Origin of the sequence: Maribacter sp. MAR_2009_72, assembly GCF_007827235.1 — a bacterium.
GTDB lineage: Bacteria > Bacteroidota > Bacteroidia > Flavobacteriales > Flavobacteriaceae > Maribacter > Maribacter sedimenticola.
In genome coordinates, this window is record NZ_VISB01000001.1 from 3,861,443 (window position 1) to 3,880,095 (window position 18,653).

Annotated in this window: 16 protein-coding genes; 7 read left to right on the forward strand and 9 right to left on the reverse strand. The window is 38.2% G+C overall.

The window, feature by feature from the left end:
- The first annotated feature begins 16 nt into the window (after positions 1-16).
- Entirely contained in the window at positions 17-1,033 is a 1,017-nt protein-coding gene (locus tag JM81_RS16175) for a DUF6588 family protein (protein WP_144804942.1), read from the forward strand.
- Between the two features lie 198 nt (positions 1,034-1,231).
- Here the strand turns inward: JM81_RS16175 and JM81_RS16180 are convergent, their stop codons facing one another.
- Positions 1,232-1,612, reverse strand: coding sequence for a hypothetical protein (locus tag JM81_RS16180; protein WP_089259570.1), 381 nt, complete (start codon positions 1,610-1,612; stop codon positions 1,232-1,234).
- Positions 1,613-1,904: 292 nt separating this feature from the next.
- Here JM81_RS16180 and mdh point away from each other — a divergent pair, with 292 nt between their 5' ends.
- The 3 genes from mdh (at position 1,905) to secDF (ending at position 6,670) form a co-directional block, all read left to right on the forward strand.
- Entirely contained in the window at positions 1,905-2,831 is a 927-nt protein-coding gene (gene mdh, locus JM81_RS16185) for a malate dehydrogenase (protein ID WP_089259571.1), read from the forward strand.
- 133 nt (positions 2,832-2,964) lie between these two features.
- Positions 2,965-3,582: a hypothetical protein gene (locus JM81_RS16190; RefSeq protein ID WP_144804944.1), complete on the forward strand. Its 618-nt coding sequence runs from the start codon at positions 2,965-2,967 to the stop codon at positions 3,580-3,582.
- A 109-nt stretch (positions 3,583-3,691) separates the two neighbouring features.
- Positions 3,692-6,670, forward strand: coding sequence for a protein translocase subunit SecDF (gene secDF / locus JM81_RS16195; RefSeq protein WP_144804946.1), 2,979 nt, complete (start codon positions 3,692-3,694; stop codon positions 6,668-6,670).
- 52 nt (positions 6,671-6,722) lie between these two features.
- Here the strand turns inward: secDF and JM81_RS16200 are convergent, their stop codons facing one another.
- From JM81_RS16200 to JM81_RS16230, 7 genes are all read right to left on the reverse strand, one after another.
- A complete protein-coding gene (locus JM81_RS16200) occupies positions 6,723-7,955 on the reverse strand; it encodes an ATP-binding cassette domain-containing protein (protein ID WP_144804948.1) in 1,233 nt (410 codons plus the stop codon).
- A 1-nt stretch (position 7,956) separates the two neighbouring features.
- Positions 7,957-8,502 carry a GNAT family N-acetyltransferase gene (locus tag JM81_RS16205; RefSeq protein ID WP_261375103.1) on the reverse strand — a complete coding sequence of 182 codons (546 nt, stop codon included), beginning with the start codon at positions 8,500-8,502 and terminating at the stop codon, positions 7,957-7,959.
- Between the two features lie 7 nt (positions 8,503-8,509).
- Positions 8,510-9,004 (reverse strand): DUF192 domain-containing protein, encoded by a 495-nt coding sequence (locus tag JM81_RS16210; RefSeq protein WP_144804950.1) that lies wholly within the window; start codon positions 9,002-9,004, stop codon positions 8,510-8,512.
- A complete protein-coding gene (lgt, locus tag JM81_RS16215) occupies positions 9,005-9,967 on the reverse strand; it encodes a prolipoprotein diacylglyceryl transferase (RefSeq protein WP_144804952.1) in 963 nt (320 codons plus the stop codon).
- A gap of 88 nt (positions 9,968-10,055) precedes the next feature.
- Positions 10,056-10,265: a membrane protein insertion efficiency factor YidD gene (yidD, locus tag JM81_RS16220; protein WP_144804954.1), complete on the reverse strand. Its 210-nt coding sequence runs from the start codon at positions 10,263-10,265 to the stop codon at positions 10,056-10,058.
- A gap of 124 nt (positions 10,266-10,389) precedes the next feature.
- On the reverse strand, positions 10,390-10,764 hold the full coding sequence (locus JM81_RS16225) for a DUF779 domain-containing protein (RefSeq protein WP_144804956.1): 375 nt from the start codon (positions 10,762-10,764) through the stop codon (positions 10,390-10,392).
- Positions 10,765-10,775: 11 nt separating this feature from the next.
- The gene (locus JM81_RS16230; RefSeq protein WP_144804958.1) at positions 10,776-12,299 is read right to left on the reverse strand and encodes an aldehyde dehydrogenase family protein; all 1,524 of its coding nucleotides are present in this window, start codon (positions 12,297-12,299) and stop codon (positions 10,776-10,778) included.
- 189 nt (positions 12,300-12,488) lie between these two features.
- On the opposite strand from JM81_RS16230, the gene JM81_RS16235 reads away from it, so the two are divergent.
- The gene (locus JM81_RS16235) at positions 12,489-13,412 is read left to right on the forward strand and encodes an AraC family transcriptional regulator (RefSeq protein WP_222430311.1); all 924 of its coding nucleotides are present in this window, start codon (positions 12,489-12,491) and stop codon (positions 13,410-13,412) included.
- On the opposite strand, the gene cysS is transcribed toward JM81_RS16235, so the two are convergent.
- Positions 13,413-14,891, reverse strand: a complete 1,479-nt coding sequence (cysS, locus tag JM81_RS16240) for a cysteine--tRNA ligase (protein WP_144804960.1) — start codon at positions 14,889-14,891, stop codon at positions 13,413-13,415.
- 424 nt (positions 14,892-15,315) lie between these two features.
- On the opposite strand from cysS, the gene JM81_RS16245 reads away from it, so the two are divergent.
- Positions 15,316-17,073, forward strand: coding sequence for a T9SS type B sorting domain-containing protein (locus JM81_RS16245; RefSeq protein WP_261375109.1), 1,758 nt, complete (start codon positions 15,316-15,318; stop codon positions 17,071-17,073).
- A gap of 124 nt (positions 17,074-17,197) precedes the next feature.
- Positions 17,198-18,643 carry a T9SS type B sorting domain-containing protein gene (locus JM81_RS16250; protein ID WP_089259581.1) on the forward strand — a complete coding sequence of 482 codons (1,446 nt, stop codon included), beginning with the start codon at positions 17,198-17,200 and terminating at the stop codon, positions 18,641-18,643.
- Positions 18,644-18,653 lie beyond the last annotated feature (10 nt).

Consider the following 18,653-nt stretch of genomic DNA (forward strand, 5'->3'; position numbering starts at 1 on the left):
AGCTAAAATTATAAAAATGAAGAAGTTACTTGCAGTTTTATGTTTATGCACATCATTGGGCCTCATGGCGCAAACAGATTTTAATGATGTATTTGCAGCAGGTGTTGAAGATGCGGAGCAGTTTACCACGGACTATATGGAACCCCTTTCCGAAAGTGTGGTCTATAGTTTGGCCACAGGTTGGTACAATACTGCAGATGCAAAGCCTTTTGGTGGGTTTGAGATTTCAATTATTGGTAATATAACCGGATTTAAAAATAAGACCGATAAGAAAACCTTTATCCTTGATCCCAACGATTATCAGAATCTGGATTTTGTAGAGAACCCTGGTACGGCTAGAGCGGTTTCTACGGCTTTGGGAGATATAACCGGTACAAGGGTATATGTAGAAGGTGAAGTAGCTGGCTTTACCACAAGAAAAGAGTTTACACTACCATCCGGACTTTCCGGTGAAGGGGTGGATTTTGTGCCATCTGGCTATATTCAAGCAAGTGTAGGCTTAATCAAAGGAATGGAAATAAAGGCACGTTTTCTGCCCAAAATGCAATATGAAGATGCCTCTGTAGGTTTAGTAGGTATTGGTTTACAGCATGATTTTACCAAATTGTTACCTGCGGATAAGATATTGCCCGTAGCAATTTCTGCGGTAATTGGGTATACCAACATTTCCGGGGACTATAATTTGGAAAACGTTAATATTGCGGAAGGTGAAAACCAGCGTATAGAATCCAACATCAATAGTTGGAATTTTAGTGCGGTAGTATCCACAAAACTCCCTATAATAAATTTTTATGGTGGTTTAGGATACGTTTTAGGAAAGTCTGTTACAGACGTTTTGGGTACTTATAGGGTTACGGAAGGCCCCTTGACTTCAGAGGAATTTATTGACCCATTCTCCATAACCAAAAAAGTAAGTGGTGTAACCGGTACCGTAGGTACAAAACTTAAACTGGGCTTTTTTAGGCTTAATGCGGAATATAATTTAGGAGAATTCAATACTGCTACCTTGGGTATAAATTTTGGTTTTAGATAATGAATGCCAAAAGACCAAAATAAGGTTTTGTTATACATTGATAAAAAATCCTTAAAGAGCATTCTTTAAGGATTTTTTGTGGAGTTTTACAGAGAATCTGATACTGTTTGTTGTCATGCTGCCAAAATTAGGGTAAAATAAAAAAGCCTGCCTAGATTGCTCCAGACAGACTTTTTCCCATGGCCCTGTTAAAATCGTTTATTCCCTAACGGCCAACGTACTTCCCTCGTTACTTTCAAGGTAAGTAGTGCCATCATCGGCTTGTACTATGGTAATGATATGGGTTGGTTTACCGTCAAGGCCCCTATATTCTATAGTATAGGTATCTCCTTGTCTGGACCAGTTAAAATCGGTTTTTAAGGAAATGGTAGTACCGTTGATTTCATGGTATCTACCTAAATAGACATCATTGAATATCCATTCTTTACGGATCGTTTGTTTAGATGAATTTTCTGCAGGTACAATTTTGGATTGCGACCATATTCCAATAATGGGATCGTTGTTCTGTTCTATCCTAGAACAGTTGGCCAAAAATATGACGGCACAAATAGCCACCAAAGAGAGGAACTTTTTAGTCATAAGTAGGTTAATTTATGTTGGATTTGGGATCCACAATTATTAACGCAATGCTTTTTGCGTTATTACTAAAATTCGATGTACTGCATCAATTTTCCGATTTCTTCGTTAAAGCGTCTTTTTTTTTAACAACATGTGCATTTTATCGATGTTTTTACAACCCCTATACTAGAATTTAATAAGGCGTTCCCGACCGAAATTCGTCAATAAATACCTATTTTTGAGCTGATAAAATCAATATATTAAGATGGATCGTTTCCATTTAATAAATACTAATTCATAAAAATAGACATACATGAAAGTTACAGTAGTTGGTGCAGGCGCAGTAGGTGCTAGTTGTGCGGAATACATTGCTATCAAGGATTTTGCCTCTGAAGTGGTTATTTTGGACATTAAGGAAGGATATGCTGAAGGAAAAGCGATGGATTTGATGCAAACTGCATCGTTAATGGGTTTTGACACCAAAATTACGGGCAGTACAAATGATTATGCAAAAACTGCAGATAGTCATATCGCAGTAATTACTTCCGGTATTCCAAGAAAACCGGGTATGACAAGGGAAGAGTTGATAGGGATAAACGCAGGTATCGTAAAAACGGTATCCAGTAACTTGTTACAGCATTCACCAAATGTAATTATTATAGTAGTCAGTAACCCAATGGATACTATGACCTATTTGGTACATAAAACCACCGGTCTTCCAAAAAACAGGATAATTGGTATGGGCGGTGCCTTGGACAGTGCTAGATTTAAGTATAGATTGGCAGAGGCAATGGAAGCTCCAATATCTGATATTGATGGTATGGTCATAGGTGGCCATAGTGATACCGGTATGGTACCGTTGACCTCACACGCCACAAGAAATAGTATTAGGGTCTCTGAATTTTTATCGGAGGAGAGATTACAGCAGGTTGCGGAAGATACCAAAGTTGGTGGTGCAACCTTGACCAAATTGTTAGGTACAAGTGCATGGTACGCGCCAGGAGCTGCAGTATCATCTATGGTACAGGCCATTGCATGTGACCAGAAAAAAATGTTCCCATGTTCCTCTTTGTTGGAAGGTGAGTATGGCCTAAACGATATCTGTATTGGTGTACCGGTGATCTTAGGTAAGGACGGTATTGAAAAAATAGTTGATATTCCTTTAAGCGATGCCGAGAAAGCTAAAATGCAGGAGAGTGCCGCAGGTGTTACAAAAACCAATGGGCTTTTAGAGTTATAACCCTAATAACCTTACTATACGGAAAACCCCCATATTAGAACTATGGGGGTTTTCTATTATAAGTGAATAGCCACCAGGTATTTATTGTATGAAATAAACTACCTAGTATAATCTTTCTTTTTATATTTGCCGCATGAATGCAAAATGGTGCGTAAGTACTTTAATCATTATACTGGCCGTTTTAGGGCTAAGTCAAGGGCATACCAAAGCTTCTAATCAGCAAATTTCATTACAATTTACAGATGTAGAACTAGCTTCGGATACCGCTCATGACGAAGTTGTGGCAGCTATCACCAGAAAGTTGAACGTTCTGGGTGTTGAAGCTATTGAAATTATAGAGAATGACGGAACACAAGTAAGTATCCGTTATTATAGTGATATTGATGCCCCAAGCGTTAAAGCGTTTCTTACGCAAGAAAACTTAGGGGATTCTTCTAGTGGCGATAGGTTGCCAATAGACTTTCCAAAGGAAAAAATTCCTGAGGAGTATAAACTTGTAGTATCTGACCTTCATCAACAAGGTGATACCGTAGTAGTTTTATACGGTAATCTAGTACCTGTACAAAAGCAGGAGATTACTGACCTTTTTAATCCTGTAGTATTAAATTTCAACGCACAAATTGTTTTAGAGCAAGGGATCGTTGAACATACAGCGTATAAAATCAATAAAGATATTGCTATTGCAATTGATCAAACTTTCCAAAATATCCCAGAGGTAAGGGCAGGACCTTACAATAATGCCAACAGTTAGTAATAGTACGTGTACTTACACGGAGCGTATCTACTTTTCGTTAAAGTATGATGGCCCAATTTTAAGAAATTTCAGAACCTTAATCAATACACTTAAATAAATAATTAAAATGCAAAATAAAGGACTTATAAAGCTATTTGCTTTATTATTCGGGTTAGTGAGTATTTACCAGCTATCCTACACATTTGTGACCAGCAAGGTAGAAAAAGAATCTACGGTGTTTGCTGCTAGTCAAGTTCCTGAATCAGAGGAAGATTATATAACCAAAAGAGAACAAGTGGCTATGCGTTATTTGGATTCAATAGGTGATAATTCCGTTTTAGGATATACCTCCTATAATGAAGCCAAAAAGAAAGAACTAAATAAAGGTCTTGACCTTAAAGGTGGAATTAACGTAACCTTACAAATTTCCGTAAAGGATATTTTGAAAGGCTTGGCCAATAATACAAAGAACCCTGTATTCAACAAAGCTTTGGCAGATGCTGATTTAGCGGCCAAAAATAGTGATGATACTTATTTGGATTTGTTCTTTGAAGCATTCGATAATATTAAGGGAGATACCAAATTGGCATCGCCCGATATTTTTGCGACCAAAAGTTTGGTAGATGCCAACGAGGTGAACACCCAAATGTCAGATGATGAGGTGAAGCCGATCATCAGAACTAAGATAGATGAATCCATAGTATCTGCATTTGAGGTATTAAGAGAGCGTATTGATGGTTTTGGGGTAACACAACCTAATATTCAGAGAGAAGGAAATTCTGGTCGTATTCTGGTAGAATTACCTGGAGCTAGGGATATTGCCCGTGCACAGGAATTATTGTCAAGTACAGCCCAATTGGAGTTCTGGGAAACTCACAAACAAAGCAATCCAAGCTTTAGTACCTTTTTGATTCAGGCAAATGAGAAGCTAAAGGAAATTGTGGATGTAGAGCGTCCGGAGCCGGTAAAGGAAGAAACGGAGCTTGACTCTTTATTATCGGATGTTTCTGCGGATTCATTGGATTTGGCCACACAGGTTAATCCTTTGTACGAGTTGTTGATTCCTGCCAATCCAGGAAGCAACGCCATGTTCCGTGCGGCAATTAAGGATACGGCCACAATAGGTTCGTATTTAAGAATGCCGGAAATTAGGAGATTGTTACCTGCTGATATTCAATTTACAAAGTTCTTATGGCAACGACCTGCAACAAAATATGCTGAGGTTATTGATTTGTATGCTTTAAAAAGCAATAGGGAAGGTACTCCTAGAATGAGTGGAGATGTTGTAAGCGATGCTAGGGCCGAGTTTGATCAATTCAATGATCCTGTCGTTACCATGAACATGAACTCTGCTGGTTCAAAATTATGGCAGAAATTAACGAGTGATGCCAATATTAACCAAACGGGTATTGCCGTAGTGTTGGATAACAAGGTGTATACCGCTCCTGGCTGTTCGGTTGTTGGTGGTATTACAGGTGGTAGAACGGAAATTTCTGGAAATTTCACTATTAACGAGACCAAGGATATTGCCAATGTACTTAGGGCCGGTAAACTTCCTGCACGTGCAGAAATCATTCAATCGGAAATTGTTGGTCCATCATTGGGGCAAGAGGCAATAGACAGTGGATTTATGTCTTTCCTAATTGCCATGGCTATCGTTTTATTATGGATGATCGCTTACTATGGTAAAGCAGGTGCATTTGCGGATATAGCATTGTTATTGAACATCTTATTGATCTTTGGGGTGTTGACCAGCTTGAACGCCGTATTGACATTACCTGGTATTGCAGGTATCGTATTGACCATAGGTATGTCCGTGGATGCCAACGTTCTTATTTTTGAACGTATCAAGGAAGAATTGGCAAAAGGAAAAGGGAAGAGTCAGGCAGTTGCTGACGGATTTGGAAATGCGCTTTCTTCTATTCTGGATGCCAACATAACAACAGGCCTTACCGCAATTATACTGTTCATATTTGGTTCTGGACCAATTAAAGGTTTTGCAACTACATTATTGATAGGTATCATTACATCTTTATTTACGGCCATATTTATAACACGTTTATTGGTAGATTGGTATTTAGAAGGTAAAGGTAGAAGCCTTGATTTTTCTACAAGTCTAACCAAGAACCTGTTTAAGAATATCAATATAGATTTCTTGATCAAAAGAAAGATTGCTTATGTAATTTCCGCTATTCTTGTTGCCGTAGGATTGTTTTCACTATTCTTTGGCCCGGGATTACAGCAAGGTGTTGACTTTGTGGGCGGGCGTTCGTATACCGTTCGTTTTGAGCAACCGGTGAACCCTTCTGAAATTGCATCGGAACTTAATACCGTTTTTGGTAGCGGAACCAATGTAAAGACTTATGGTGAATCTAACCAAGTAAAGATTACTACTCCTTATAAAGTAGATGTGGAAGGTATTGAAGTAGATACTGAAATTCAGGATAAATTATATACTTCACTTCAAAAATACCTGCCAGATGGCTTTGACAAGGATGCTTTTGTCCTTGGAGGTGTAGATGAGGATGCAATAGGTATTTTACAATCTGTAAAGGTTGGGCCAACAATTGCAGATGATATTAAGAACAATGCATTTTTAGCCATTTTAGGTTCTCTTGCCGTAGTGTTTCTTTATATCTTATTAAGGTTTAGAAGGTGGCAATTCTCTTTAGGAGCGGTAGTAGCCGTTTTCCATGATGTATTGATCGTATTAGGTGTGTTCTCTATATTTGGTAAATTGATGCCTTTTAATATGGAAATTGACCAAGCTTTTATCGCGGCGATTCTAACGGTAATTGGTTACTCCTTGAACGATACCGTGGTTGTGTTTGACCGAATTCGTGAAACGTTGGCGGAACGTGGTTGGAAAGGTGGTTCCAATATTAATTTTGCGATTAATACTACATTAAGTAGAACATTGAATACGTCTTTGACCACCTTAGTGGTGTTATTGGCCATTTTTATTTTCGGTGGTGAATCGTTAAGAGGATTTATGTTCGCAATGATTGTAGGTGTTATAGTAGGTACATATTCTTCCGTATTTATTGCAACTCCTGTAATGTTCGATGCTTTGAGCAAAAAAATTACATCAGGAAAGGAAAAATAGAATTTTAGAATTTTAAGAAAAAATCGCTATCCCAAAAGGATAGCGATTTTTTTTATGTCTTGCTTATAAGTCCTTTTGAACCGTCATTGGAGTAGGATAGGCTAAATATATCTTTTGGCTCTAAAAATGGCTCTTTCCTGTGGGAAACAAAAATGATCGCAGTTGTAGTCTCTTCTGCAATTTTATTGACAAGTTCAACCAGCAGTGTGGCAGAAACATCGTCCATACCAGCGGTAGGTTCGTCCAATATTAACAAAGGTGGGTGTTTTACCATTGCGCGTGCAGTCATGACCAATCGTTGTTTTCCCGTGGATAGTTTATTGAAATGAATTTCTTTTTCTTCATAAAGATCTAATAAATACAACCATTCCTTTACAACCCGTTTCTGGGACTCTGTAGGAATAGTATATAGGCCTACGGAATCTGTTAATCCGGATATGAGCATATATTCAATAGTATGCCTTCCACTAAATTTATTGGTCATAGCGGGGGAATAGTATCCAATTTTTTCTTTAATGTCCCAAACACTTTCACCGCTTCCCTTTTTAGTGCCGAATAAATAGATGTCTTGTCCATAAGCTTTAGGGTTGTCTCCTGTTATCATGGAAAGTAGGGTACTTTTACCACTGCCATTTGGTCCCGTCAATTGCCAAAAATCCCCCGGATTAATAGTCCAATTGATATTTTTTAAGATTGGCCTATTTCCATAATTGACCGTTACATCCTTAAATTTTACCAATGCATTGTTACATGGTATGGGAATCTTTAGTGGTTTTGGAATGCGGTCAGTACTAAATGTATTTTTTATGCTGGTATGTAAGGCTTCAGGAAATGTTATTTCAGAGAACAATGACCCTTCTAATTTACCAAATTTGTTCATGAATGATAAGGTATCCGCTGTACGGCTCGCAATTTGTACGAAAGCAATGGAAATGGAGTTTTTAAGAAGTATATGTTGTAATTCTTTTTGAAAACCTATATCCAAATTATCAAAAGGATTGTCCAAAATTATGTAATCAGGTTTTTGCTGCAACAAGTAATGCAACAACGCTTTTTTTTGTTCACCACTGGACATGGTTTCCAAGCTTTGACTTTGAGTACTTATAATTTTCCGGTCATGCCTATCTTCTTCATCAATTAATTTTTCTAGTGTAAATGATGAATATATGCATCCTGTTTTGCCTTGAAATTCTCTTAGTTCCTTGGGTAGGGAACCCTTATTGAAAAGCTTGAAAAAATCTTTTTTATTAGAATTATTATTGATGTATATAACCCAATGATTCATTTTATTTACGAATTCTAAAAATATTGACCGGATTTTTTTTATAAGTTGTACTGCCGTCTATGGACATGCCTATTTTAAGGGCCGTTCGCTGGGAAGGTATGTTATTGACCTGTATAATTGAAATTAAGCTTTCTGCCCAGTTGTTTTGGAAGGCTACGTTCTTACAAGCGCTTGCGGCTTCAAAAGCATATCCTTGACGCCAATATTTGGGCAAAATTGAATATCCAATTTCCAATTCTTCTTGGTGATCTATATTTTGGATTAGTAGACCGGCTAGGCCAATTAACATATTTGATTCTTTGTGTATAAGGGCGTTCATACCACCTGCACCACTGTCATACCGTTCAAAAATTCTATTAAATTGCTCTTGACAAGCTTGAATTGGATCTTTGGGTAAGCCGCTCCAAAATTGACTACTTAATGGCTCTTTATGAAAAGGAAGCCATTCTTGAAAATGGGACTGAGTGACTTTTTTGATCAATAACCGATCGGTTTCCTCATTCGTAAGTAGATAATTAGGCTTTATATTGTGCTGTTGTAGAGGCAAATTATAATTATTTACGACTATAACTAATACTATCCCCAATTGAAATATTCAATACTTCAGCTAATCCTCCGTTAATTTCAAGTACATATTTTACGGGAACTATTGAGGAAAGTCCATCTTCATCTAACGGTTGTGCATTTTCCTGCATACTGGCAAGGTTCAAATCTTCATCTATATACAATATGTCCAAAGGAAACTCCGTATTCTTCATGTAAAATGAGTGCATAGCTTCCGTGGGAAAAATAAATAGCATGGCCTGATCGTTCTCCATGCCCTTTCTATACATTAATCCTGTTTGTGTTTCATATGAACTTTCGGCGAATTCTATGTTGAATGACGCCTTAATTGAATCTGTGGTACCTTGATATATAAAAAGATCACCTTCATGCGTAAAACTGACTGATGGAGTGGAGATACTTTTTTTTTCTTCTTTCTTACAGGAGCATACTGCCAATAACATGGCAAATATCATCAGAAGCCGTATAAATTTAGAACCGTACATCTATGCGGTTTTTGTTTTCTTGAACATAAAGAACAGACCTATGAAAATAAAAGGAATGCTAAGCCATTGTCCTGTAGAGAGTACCCCAAGACTTTCTTCAAAGCCACCCTGGCTTTTCTTTACGAACTCCACAAAAAAGCGCACTGTCCATAATAAAACAAAGAATAATCCAAAAAGATAACCTGGCTTGTTCTTTTTATCCGTTTTCCAATATAAAAAATAGAGTAGAATAAAGATCAGTAAGTAACAAACCGCTTCATACAATTGCGCAGGATGGCGATATGGAATTTCCGCTAGATATTGAGAAAATTGAGGGTTGTTCTCAATGGCCGCATAGGCGGCATTTACTGATTTTTCTTGGGTAATGCCCAATGCTTTTGATGGATGTAGGTCATCTGAATCCCTTATAAATTTTGTAGCGAAAATAAAATTTTCATCTACAACCTTACCATTTATTTCAGAATTGAAAAAATTTCCAAGTCGCACACAAAAACAACCAATAGCAACAGGTATTACCATTCTATCAAATATCCAAAGCATACTAAATTCTTTATGCTTTCTTGTATATAGATAAGTACCTATAATAATACCAAGGGTGGCCCCATGACTGGCCAATCCTGTAAATCCTGTAAATTCATAACCATTGACCAAGCCAAACAACAGACTGCCGTTTTCACTCTCCCGTATTGGTAGTAGAATTTCAAGTAAATGGTTGGAATAATATGGCCAATCGTAAAAAAACACATGACCCAGTCGAGCACCCAACATAGTACCAAGAACGGTATAGATAAAGAGTGAATCTAACTGTTCTACCGATTTTTTTTCATTGGTAAATATCTTTTTCATTATGAACCAGCCCAAAGCAAATGCCGTTATCCATAATAAATTATAATACTTGATCTGTATAAATCCTATATTGAAAAGGGTTTCATTTGGATTCCAGGTAATTCCTAAGAAATGCATGTGTTGTATTTTGTTTGGCTAAGATAATAAATAGCCAACAGACAAATTAAGTTTTGGATTAGAGATATGGGTAATTAAAATTTCCTTTTTAAGGAACTGGATCATATCCTTTACCACCCCAAGGGTTACAGCTAAAAATTCGTTTTGTTGCCAACCATCCACCTTTAAAAAGGCCATGTTTCTTTAAGGCTTCCAAAGTATATTGAGAACACGTTGGCGAGTACCTACATGTGGCAGGTGTGTAGGGCGATATGGCTATTTGATAAAAGCGAATCAACCATACAAATGGGGCTATCATTATTTTTTTAAACGTAATTTTCAAGACTGTGAATTATAGTAGCAAAGCTACCACAAAAGAAACAATTAAAAATGAACAAGTCCGGATACTCACCATCCGGACTTGTTAACTATAATAAACGCAATTAAACCCCTAGTCGTATATCCTCTAAATTTTTGGATTCTTCTTCGGTAAACAATCTGGATTTGATTAAAAACCTGACACCTAACGGTATTTCCAATGAAAAACTAGCGCCTCTTCCTGGGGTAACATCAACGGTCAATTGGGTATGTTTCCAATATTCAAACTGATCTTTTGACATATGAAAATCGCAATTTTCAATATTCCCCAGCCAAACATCATTATCATCCAGCATTAAGTCGCCTTTGGTAAAGCACATGGGCGAAGAACCATCACAACAGCCCCCGCTTTGATGAAACATAAGTTCACCATGGCGCTCCTTTAATTGTTGGATTATGTGTGCCGCTTTTTCCGTTACTAATACGCGTTTAGTTTTCATGTTTATTCCGGTTAAAAGAATCCCATAGGCTTTTTATCATAGGAAATGAGCATATTTTTGGTCTGACGGTAATGTGCCAACATCATTTTATGGTTTTCCCGGCCAATTCCCGATTTTTTATATCCCCCAAACGGAGCATGTGCAGGATAAAGGTGATAACAATTTACCCAAACCCTACCGGCTTTTATGGCCCTTGAAATTTGATAGGCCTGGTGGGTGTCCCGTGTCCAAACACCGGCACCTAATCCATATAAGGTATCGTTGGCAATGGCTATGGCTTCCGCTTCGTCTTTAAAAGTGGTTACACAAAGGACCGGACCAAAAATCTCTTCCTGAAAAACACGCATTTTGTTATTGCCCTTTAAAATAGTAGGTTGTATATAGAAACCGCCCTCCAGTCCTTCGTTATAGGCTTGGCTACCACCGGTAAGCACTTCGCAACCTTCTTCTTTACCAATATTGATGTAACTTAGAATCTTTTCAAATTGATCGTTGGATGCCTGAGCTCCCATCATGGTGGAAGAATCTAAAGGATGGCCCATTCTTATTGCCTTGGTACGTTCCAAAACACGTTCAATGAATTTGTCATAAATGCTTTCCTGTACCAACATTCTTGATGGGCATGTGCAAACTTCGCCTTGGTTCAAGGCAAACATGTTGGCACCTTCCAAACACTTGTCAAAAAAGGCATCATCCGCATCCATAATGCTTTCAAAGAAAATATTTGGGGATTTGCCACCGAGTTCCAAGGTAACTGGCGTAATATTTTTAGAGGCGTACTGCATGATCAATTGCCCTGTGGTAGTTTCTCCGGTAAAGGCAATTTTATCTATTCTTGGACTAGAAGCCAAAGGCTTGCCCGCTTCTGCACCAAAGCCATTAACAATGTTCAAAACCCCGTCCGGTAAAATACCTTCTATCAATTCCATTAGAATTAAAATACCTACAGGGGTCTGTTCGGCAGGTTTTAAGACCACGCAGTTTCCGGCTGCCAATGCAGGTGCCAGTTTCCAAGTGGCCATTAATAATGGAAAATTCCAAGGAATTATTTGTCCTACTACGCCAAGAGGCTCGGTTACGTTCAATGCAACGGTATTGGCATCCAGTTCGCTAACGGAACCTTCTTCTGCTCTGATGACACCGGCAAAATATCTAAAATGGTCAATGGCCAAAGGAAGATCGGCCGCTCTTGTTTCACGTATAGCCTTGCCATTGTCCCAAGTTTCTGCCCTGGCCAAAACCTCTAGGTTCTGCTCCATTTTGTCCGCAATCTTTAATAGCATATTACTTCGTTCAGTTGCAGAAGATGTATTCCAAGAAGGAGCTGCCTGCCAAGCCGCATCTATAGCTTTTTCAATGTCTTCTGCCGTGGAACGTGGTATTTTGGTAAAGGACTTACCGTCTACCGGTGAAGTGTTATCAAAATATTCACCTTTGGTAGGGGCTGTCCACTTTCCACCAATATAGTTTTCATACTGATTCTTGAATTTAGGTTTTTGTAGTACGTCTTTTGCTACGGTTGCTGTTGTGCTCATAATACATGTTTTAAGTTAATATTTGTTGAAATAAGTATAATGTCATCCTGTTACAGCTTAAATGTACTCTTCATATTCTCCATTAATCTGACGCATTCTATGAATAATGTGAACTATTCTATCATTTATTGTTAATATCTCTTTTTTACCTATAATATTTTGTAAATTTCTTAATGTAAATACAAGGGTATGATACAGTTATCTGATGAATTTTTAAAACAAAGACGTCTAGAGACCTTGGTCGAAAACCAAACCTCTTTTACAATGAACAATGCTGCCATGCATGTTTTTGAAACACATGAACAAGCTAGTAGTGTGCTATTGCAATTTGAACAGCCGGTTCTGGCCAGTATGATACAGGGTAAAAAAATAATGCATTTACGCGATTACGAACGTTTTGATTTTTTGCCAGGAGAATCCTTGGTCCTACCGGCCAATGAACGTATGTGTATAGATTTCCCTGAGGCTATGTCCAAAAATCCTACGCGTTGTCTTGCCATGGCAATTTTTGAGGATAAAATCAATAAGGTATTGCAATTCATGAACGAGAACATGCCCAAGGATAACAAGGAGGAGTGGGGCCTTATGGATTACAATTTTCATTTTGTGAACGATCGAGGAATCTTTCAAATTATTCAACGGTTGCTGTTTCTTTTTTCCGAAGATCACCCTTCCAAGGATTATTTTGTGGATAATATGCTTCGTGAACTGATTATTAGAATTTTACAGACCAATGAACGCAAAATTTATAGCAATGCAACATTGTCACTAAAAAAGGAAAGCAGGCTAACGGAGGTCATACGTTATATCAGAAACAATGTGCATAAACCCCTCTCTATAGATGAACTCAGTAAAATGGCCTGTATGAGCCCTTCTCATTTTTATCGTTTGTTTAAAACGGAGCTGGGTGTGTCCCCTGTGGAATTTATTAATAACGAACGGATAAAATTGGCCGTAGGTTTATTACAGGATCCCAACAGAAGCATTAAAGGAGTTTACTTGGATTGTGGATTTGAAAGCAGATCTTATTTTAATAGGGTATTTAAAAATAGACAACATATTGCTCCCAAGGAATACCAAGATAAAATTCAAAAAGCCAAATTTTTGGATTAGTTATAAACTGTACGTAGTACCGTCTTTTCCATCCTTAAGCTGTATGCCCAAAGCGGACAATTGGTCACGAATTTTATCAGAAGTTGCAAAATCCTTGTTCTCACGCGCTTCTTTACGTAATTGTATGAGTAATTCTACGACTCCGCCCAGTTTTTCGGAATCCGCATCTGAACTACTTTTATTTTCCAATCCTAAAACATCAAATATAAATGCGTATAAGGTTTGTTCCAGTTCTTCCTTGTCTTCTTTTGTAATGGTTTCATTACCTTCTTTGATCAAGTTAATATGTTTTACGGCGTCGAACAATTTGGCAATTAATATAGGCGTATTAAAATCATCGTTCATGGCGGTATAACAGGAAGATTTCCATTCGGCCACATTAAAATTACTGCTGCTTGCTACTGGAAGGGATTTTAAGGAATTGATGGCCTCCATTAATTTATTGAACCCTTTTTCAGAAGCTAAAAGTGCATCATTACTAATGTCCAAAATACTGGTATAATGAGCTTGCATCATAAAAAAGCGTACCATAGAGGGAGAAAAAGCCTTACTTAGAATGTCATTTTCACCAGAAAATATTTCACCAGGAAGAATACTGTTTCCTGTAGATTTGGCCATTTTCCTACCATTTAAGGTAAGCATGTTGGTATGTAGCCAATAATTTACTGGAGATTTACCATTACTTGCCTCTGCTTGGGCTATTTCACATTCATGGTGCGGAAATTTCAAATCCATTCCTCCGCCATGAATGTCAAAGGTCTCCCCCAAATACTTAGTGCTCATTGCCGTACATTCCAGATGCCATCCGGGGAAACCATCTCCCCAAGGTGATGGCCATCTCATTATATGTTGCGGTTCCGCTTTTTTCCATAGAGCAAAATCCTGCGGATTGCCTTTATCGTCCTGAGCGGTAAGGTCACGTGTATTGGCGATCATATCCTCTAACTTTCTACCGCTTAGCTTGCCATATTCATGATCAGTGTTAAACTTGGCGACATCAAAATAAACGGACCCATTCGTCTCATAGGCATATCCTTTGTTAAGGATATCCTTTATAATCTCTATTTGTTCTATGATATGGCCAGTAGCGGTAGGTTCAATACTAGGGGGTAAAAAATTAAACTTTTCCAAAATATTATGAAAATCTACCGTATAGCGCTGTACTACTTCCATAGGTTCAAGCTTCTCCAATCTGGCCTTTTTAGCTATTTTGTCTTCACCATCCTCAGCATCATCTACAAGGTGACCGGCATCCGTTATGTTACGGACATACCGTACTTTATACCCAAGATGTTTAAAGTACCTAAAAATCATATCAAATGACATAAAGGTTCTGCAATTTCCCAAATGCACATTACTGTAAACTGTAGGGCCGCATACATACATGCCTATATGTCCTTTATTGATCGGAGTGAAAATTTCTTTTTTTCCAGTAAGTGAATTGTGAACCTTAATTTCTTGATTTTCGTACAACTGCATGAAATTATGTGCGTTTAAAATGAGTGTTTAGGGTTTTTGTAAAATTTGTCCATACAAGATTATCTCCGATAGTTTTGAACGCATTGCTGTCATTTGTAAAATATGCCATGGTAAAGCGATATGAATTAACGATATAAGACACCTTTTTGTACGTTCATAAAGTTTGCGGCATTTATTACCAATAGGTTAAAACCCTGTTTTTTAATGTTGACAATTGATTTGGGCAACTTGACTATTCGTACTTTTTGTTCCCGCTCAATTCAAGCCGTAAAGATATACAATAAGTGTCACTTTATAACTAAATAGGGGGATTACACAACAATAATTGGTGATAAAGCAAGCTAGGGGTTACTTTTAAAAACCAAATCTATTTTGCCTTATGACCCAGCGTGGTTTAGCCATTCTTTTCCTCAGTTTATTTGGTATGTTAACTTGTTTCTCTCAAGTTGCTCCAGATTGTATCAATGCCATACCTATTTGTTACAATACTCCGATCAATGCCGGGACCAATGGTTATGGTATAGATGATTTCAACGGGGCCTCCGTTTCAGGTTGTTTTACACAGGCATCAGGGACAATAGAAACCAATTCTGCATGGTACCGCTTTAGAACAGGAGAATCTGGTCAATTAGGCTTTAATATTGGACTTGACTCCAACGAAGATTGGGATTTTGCTTTGTATAATACTACAGATTGTAATGATTTAGGTGAGCCTGTAAGATGTAATTATTTCGACAATTCGGACAATAGCGATTTTATTGGAGTGGGGGTAGACCCCACAGGGGCGGATAATATACAATATGAAGATTGGTTAGAGGTTGAACCCGGACAGGATTATTATTTATTGATCAATAATTATAGCAATAATAATTCTGGATTTTCCATTCAATTTTCGGGAAGCATTTTTGTGGAATTTCCTAATAGTGCATTAGATTGTGATATCATTGATAATTTATTGGGGCCACCGATCATAGCGTGCGATAACGAGAACGTAGTACTTGATGCAACTACGGATAATGCATTGGGTTATGAGTGGTATATAGATTTGGGAACAGGTTATCAGCGTATACCAAATGAAAATGGGGCACAACTTTCCGTGGCGGTTTCTGCAATGTACAGAGTACTTGTAATAAGGCCTCTGGGCAATAATTTAATTAGCGAGACTCAGGTAGCTTACGCGCCTTCGCCCGTTACATATGAGGTAGCGGATAGTACGGCCTGTTTTGATGGTACGGCCATTGATTTAACATTAAAGGACGAGGAAGCGTTGGGGGACCAAAGTACTTTTGAGTTTCGTGTTACTTACCATTCTTCTGTTGAGGATGCCATTGATGGTATTGATCCATTGCCTAAAAGCTATGTACCTTCTGCATTAACGGAAACCATACATGTAAGAACCACATCTTTGGAAAACGGTAATTGTTTTGATGTTTCGGAATCTTTTGAAATTAATAGTGTGGCATTGCCGGAACTTGATTTTCCTACAAGAATATACGAATGCGGTGAGGCTCCTGTTGCTACAATTGGGGAAGAAACGCCAGATCCAAATTATACATATGAGTGGAGTACGGGTGAAACTACACCTATGATAACGGTGGATCAGAGTGGGGTTTATACCTTATCCGTTACCAATGCGGCGAACGCATTACAATGTGTAACCGTTAAATCTATAGAGGTTGTTTTCTCCAAACCTCCAGTTATTACTGATATTAGTATTGAATATGAGGACGATTTGGCAAATACGGTAAGGGTATATGTAGAGACCGACGGAAATCTTGCCTATCAATTGGATGGTGAGGAACCACAGGAAAGTGCCACTTTTCATGACCTTTTTCCAGGAGAGCATACCATAACGGTAATTGATTTGAACGGATGCGGTAGCGATTCCAAAAAAATAGTGGTCCTGGGATTTCCAAAGTTCTTTACCCCTAATGCGGATGGAGTAAATGATACATGGCATGTAGCCGGACTGGATATTTTGGACAATCCTATTATCAGCATCTATGATCGATATGGAAAATTACTGCATCAACTACATAAAAACTCAAATGGTTGGGACGGCTCTTTTAATGGTGTACTATTGCCTGAATCCGATTACTGGTTTAAATTATCTTACAGAGATTCGCTTGGCCAAACTACCCATGCGGCATATATTAACAACCATTTTACATTAAAGCGCTAACCCTCTAAATTTACTACTAAAGGTGTATTTTATCGATTAAAGGTCATATTATTCGATGTAGAATACTAAATATTGGCATGTGTAGTTATTATATACGTTACGTAGATTAATAGCCACACCATTTATGAGAACATTCATAGGTTCTATATTTTGTTTACTTTTTTTTGTAACACATGTAGCTGCCCAAAATTCTGCAGATTGTAGAACTGCCATTCCTGTGTGTGCAGATCAACCCATAATGGGTATAGCGGAAGGCACGGGTGATGTTGATGATTTTGACCCGGAAATTATACGTCAAACAGGTTGTTTGGAGAAAGGTAGTCTTACTTCTGCCAATATTGAACATAATACTTCTTGGTTTGTGTTTAGGGCAGGAACAGGAGGGCAAGTGGGCTTTGATATAGAAGCCTTGCCTACCAATGGAAGTGGAACCCCTACTGCAGAATGGGATTTTGCCGTATTTGGCCCGGATGTAGATTGTGGGGATATAAGCAGTGGTACTGCAGAACCTATCCGTTGTAATTATGAGGTCAATGATACACGTTTTACCGGTTTAGGGGTAAATCCTGAAAATGGCCAGGAGGGAGAACCTTCATTGACCGGTAGTCAAAATACATATGATGAGTATCTAGATGTACAGCCGGGAGAGATCTACTACATATTGATCAATAATTTTGCTGATAATTTTACCGGTGATCCGGAACCTTTTATGCTAACGTTTACCGGAAGCTCCGTTAATGCTAACCAAGATACTGCATTGGATTGTACGTTACGCGATGAATTTTTAGGATTGGACATTGTAGCATGTGAAGGGGATGATGACATTACCCTTAGCGCATTAAATTCCCCTGCTGGTGCAGCTATCCAAAATGTGGAATGGTCCGTAGATTATGAAGATGACGGTATAGTGGATGATGTTCTCATGGGTTCCGGTGAATTTCAGGCGGAGCTGGTGGTGGTGAGTCCAAATTCCGGTCGTTATTTCGCCACAGTATATGCAGACCCTTCCTCAGGCGGACCATCCTCATATAGTGATGACAGTGGTGTGCTTATAACTTTTTTTGGTACACCCATATTAGATAGGGTAGAAATCTTGGATACCAATTTATCCATAGAACCGGATCAAAACAATATAGAATTTATAGTTACTGGAAACGGGGATTACGAATTTGCTATAAATAATGGGGAATTTCAGGATGAGGCCATATTTTTGAATGTGCCACCAGGCCTTAACACCGTTATTATCAATGATAAAAATGGCTGTGGCATTACGGAGCCTTTGGAGTTTTTAATTGTAGGCTATCCTAAATTTTTTACTCCCAATGGGGATGGTGTCAATGATGACTGGAATATTAAAGGAATTGAAACCTTGACTAACCCGGTAGTATTTGTTTTTGACCGGTATGGGAAGTTGTTAAAGCAACTAGGTGCTGACGGGGGTTGGGACGGAACTTTTAATGGCAGGCCCATGCCTGCTACGGATTATTGGTTTAGATTTGAATTTGGAGAAACAGATGATGGCCTTCTCGTCGCCAAAACTAGGAAAACCCATTTTACGTTAAAAAGATAAATAATAAAGG

What these genes read in the sequence shown, in the direction of transcription:
- JM81_RS16250 (WP_089259581.1), top strand. Translation starts at nt 17,198, where the DNA reads ATGAGAACATTCATAGGTTCTATATTTTGTTTACTTTTTTTTGTAACA.
- JM81_RS16175 (WP_144804942.1), top strand. Translation starts at nt 17, where the DNA reads ATGAAGAAGTTACTTGCAGTTTTATGTTTATGCACATCATTGGGCCTC.
- JM81_RS16210 (WP_144804950.1), bottom strand. Translation starts at nt 9,004, where the DNA reads ATGTACGGTTCTAAATTTATACGGCTTCTGATGATATTTGCCATGTTA.
- JM81_RS16190 (WP_144804944.1), top strand. Translation starts at nt 2,965, where the DNA reads ATGAATGCAAAATGGTGCGTAAGTACTTTAATCATTATACTGGCCGTT.
- lgt (WP_144804952.1), bottom strand. Translation starts at nt 9,967, where the DNA reads ATGCATTTCTTAGGAATTACCTGGAATCCAAATGAAACCCTTTTCAAT.
- yidD (WP_144804954.1), bottom strand. Translation starts at nt 10,265, where the DNA reads ATGATAGCCCCATTTGTATGGTTGATTCGCTTTTATCAAATAGCCATA.
- cysS (WP_144804960.1), bottom strand. Translation starts at nt 14,891, where the DNA reads ATGCAGTTGTACGAAAATCAAGAAATTAAGGTTCACAATTCACTTACT.
- JM81_RS16245 (WP_261375109.1), top strand. Translation starts at nt 15,316, where the DNA reads ATGTTAACTTGTTTCTCTCAAGTTGCTCCAGATTGTATCAATGCCATA.
- JM81_RS16200 (WP_144804948.1), bottom strand. Translation starts at nt 7,955, where the DNA reads ATGAATCATTGGGTTATATACATCAATAATAATTCTAATAAAAAAGAT.
- JM81_RS16180 (WP_089259570.1), bottom strand. Translation starts at nt 1,612, where the DNA reads ATGACTAAAAAGTTCCTCTCTTTGGTGGCTATTTGTGCCGTCATATTT.
- JM81_RS16230 (WP_144804958.1), bottom strand. Translation starts at nt 12,299, where the DNA reads ATGAGCACAACAGCAACCGTAGCAAAAGACGTACTACAAAAACCTAAA.
- secDF (WP_144804946.1), top strand. Translation starts at nt 3,692, where the DNA reads ATGCAAAATAAAGGACTTATAAAGCTATTTGCTTTATTATTCGGGTTA.
- mdh (WP_089259571.1), top strand. Translation starts at nt 1,905, where the DNA reads ATGAAAGTTACAGTAGTTGGTGCAGGCGCAGTAGGTGCTAGTTGTGCG.
- JM81_RS16235 (WP_222430311.1), top strand. Translation starts at nt 12,489, where the DNA reads ATGATACAGTTATCTGATGAATTTTTAAAACAAAGACGTCTAGAGACC.
- JM81_RS16225 (WP_144804956.1), bottom strand. Translation starts at nt 10,764, where the DNA reads ATGAAAACTAAACGCGTATTAGTAACGGAAAAAGCGGCACACATAATC.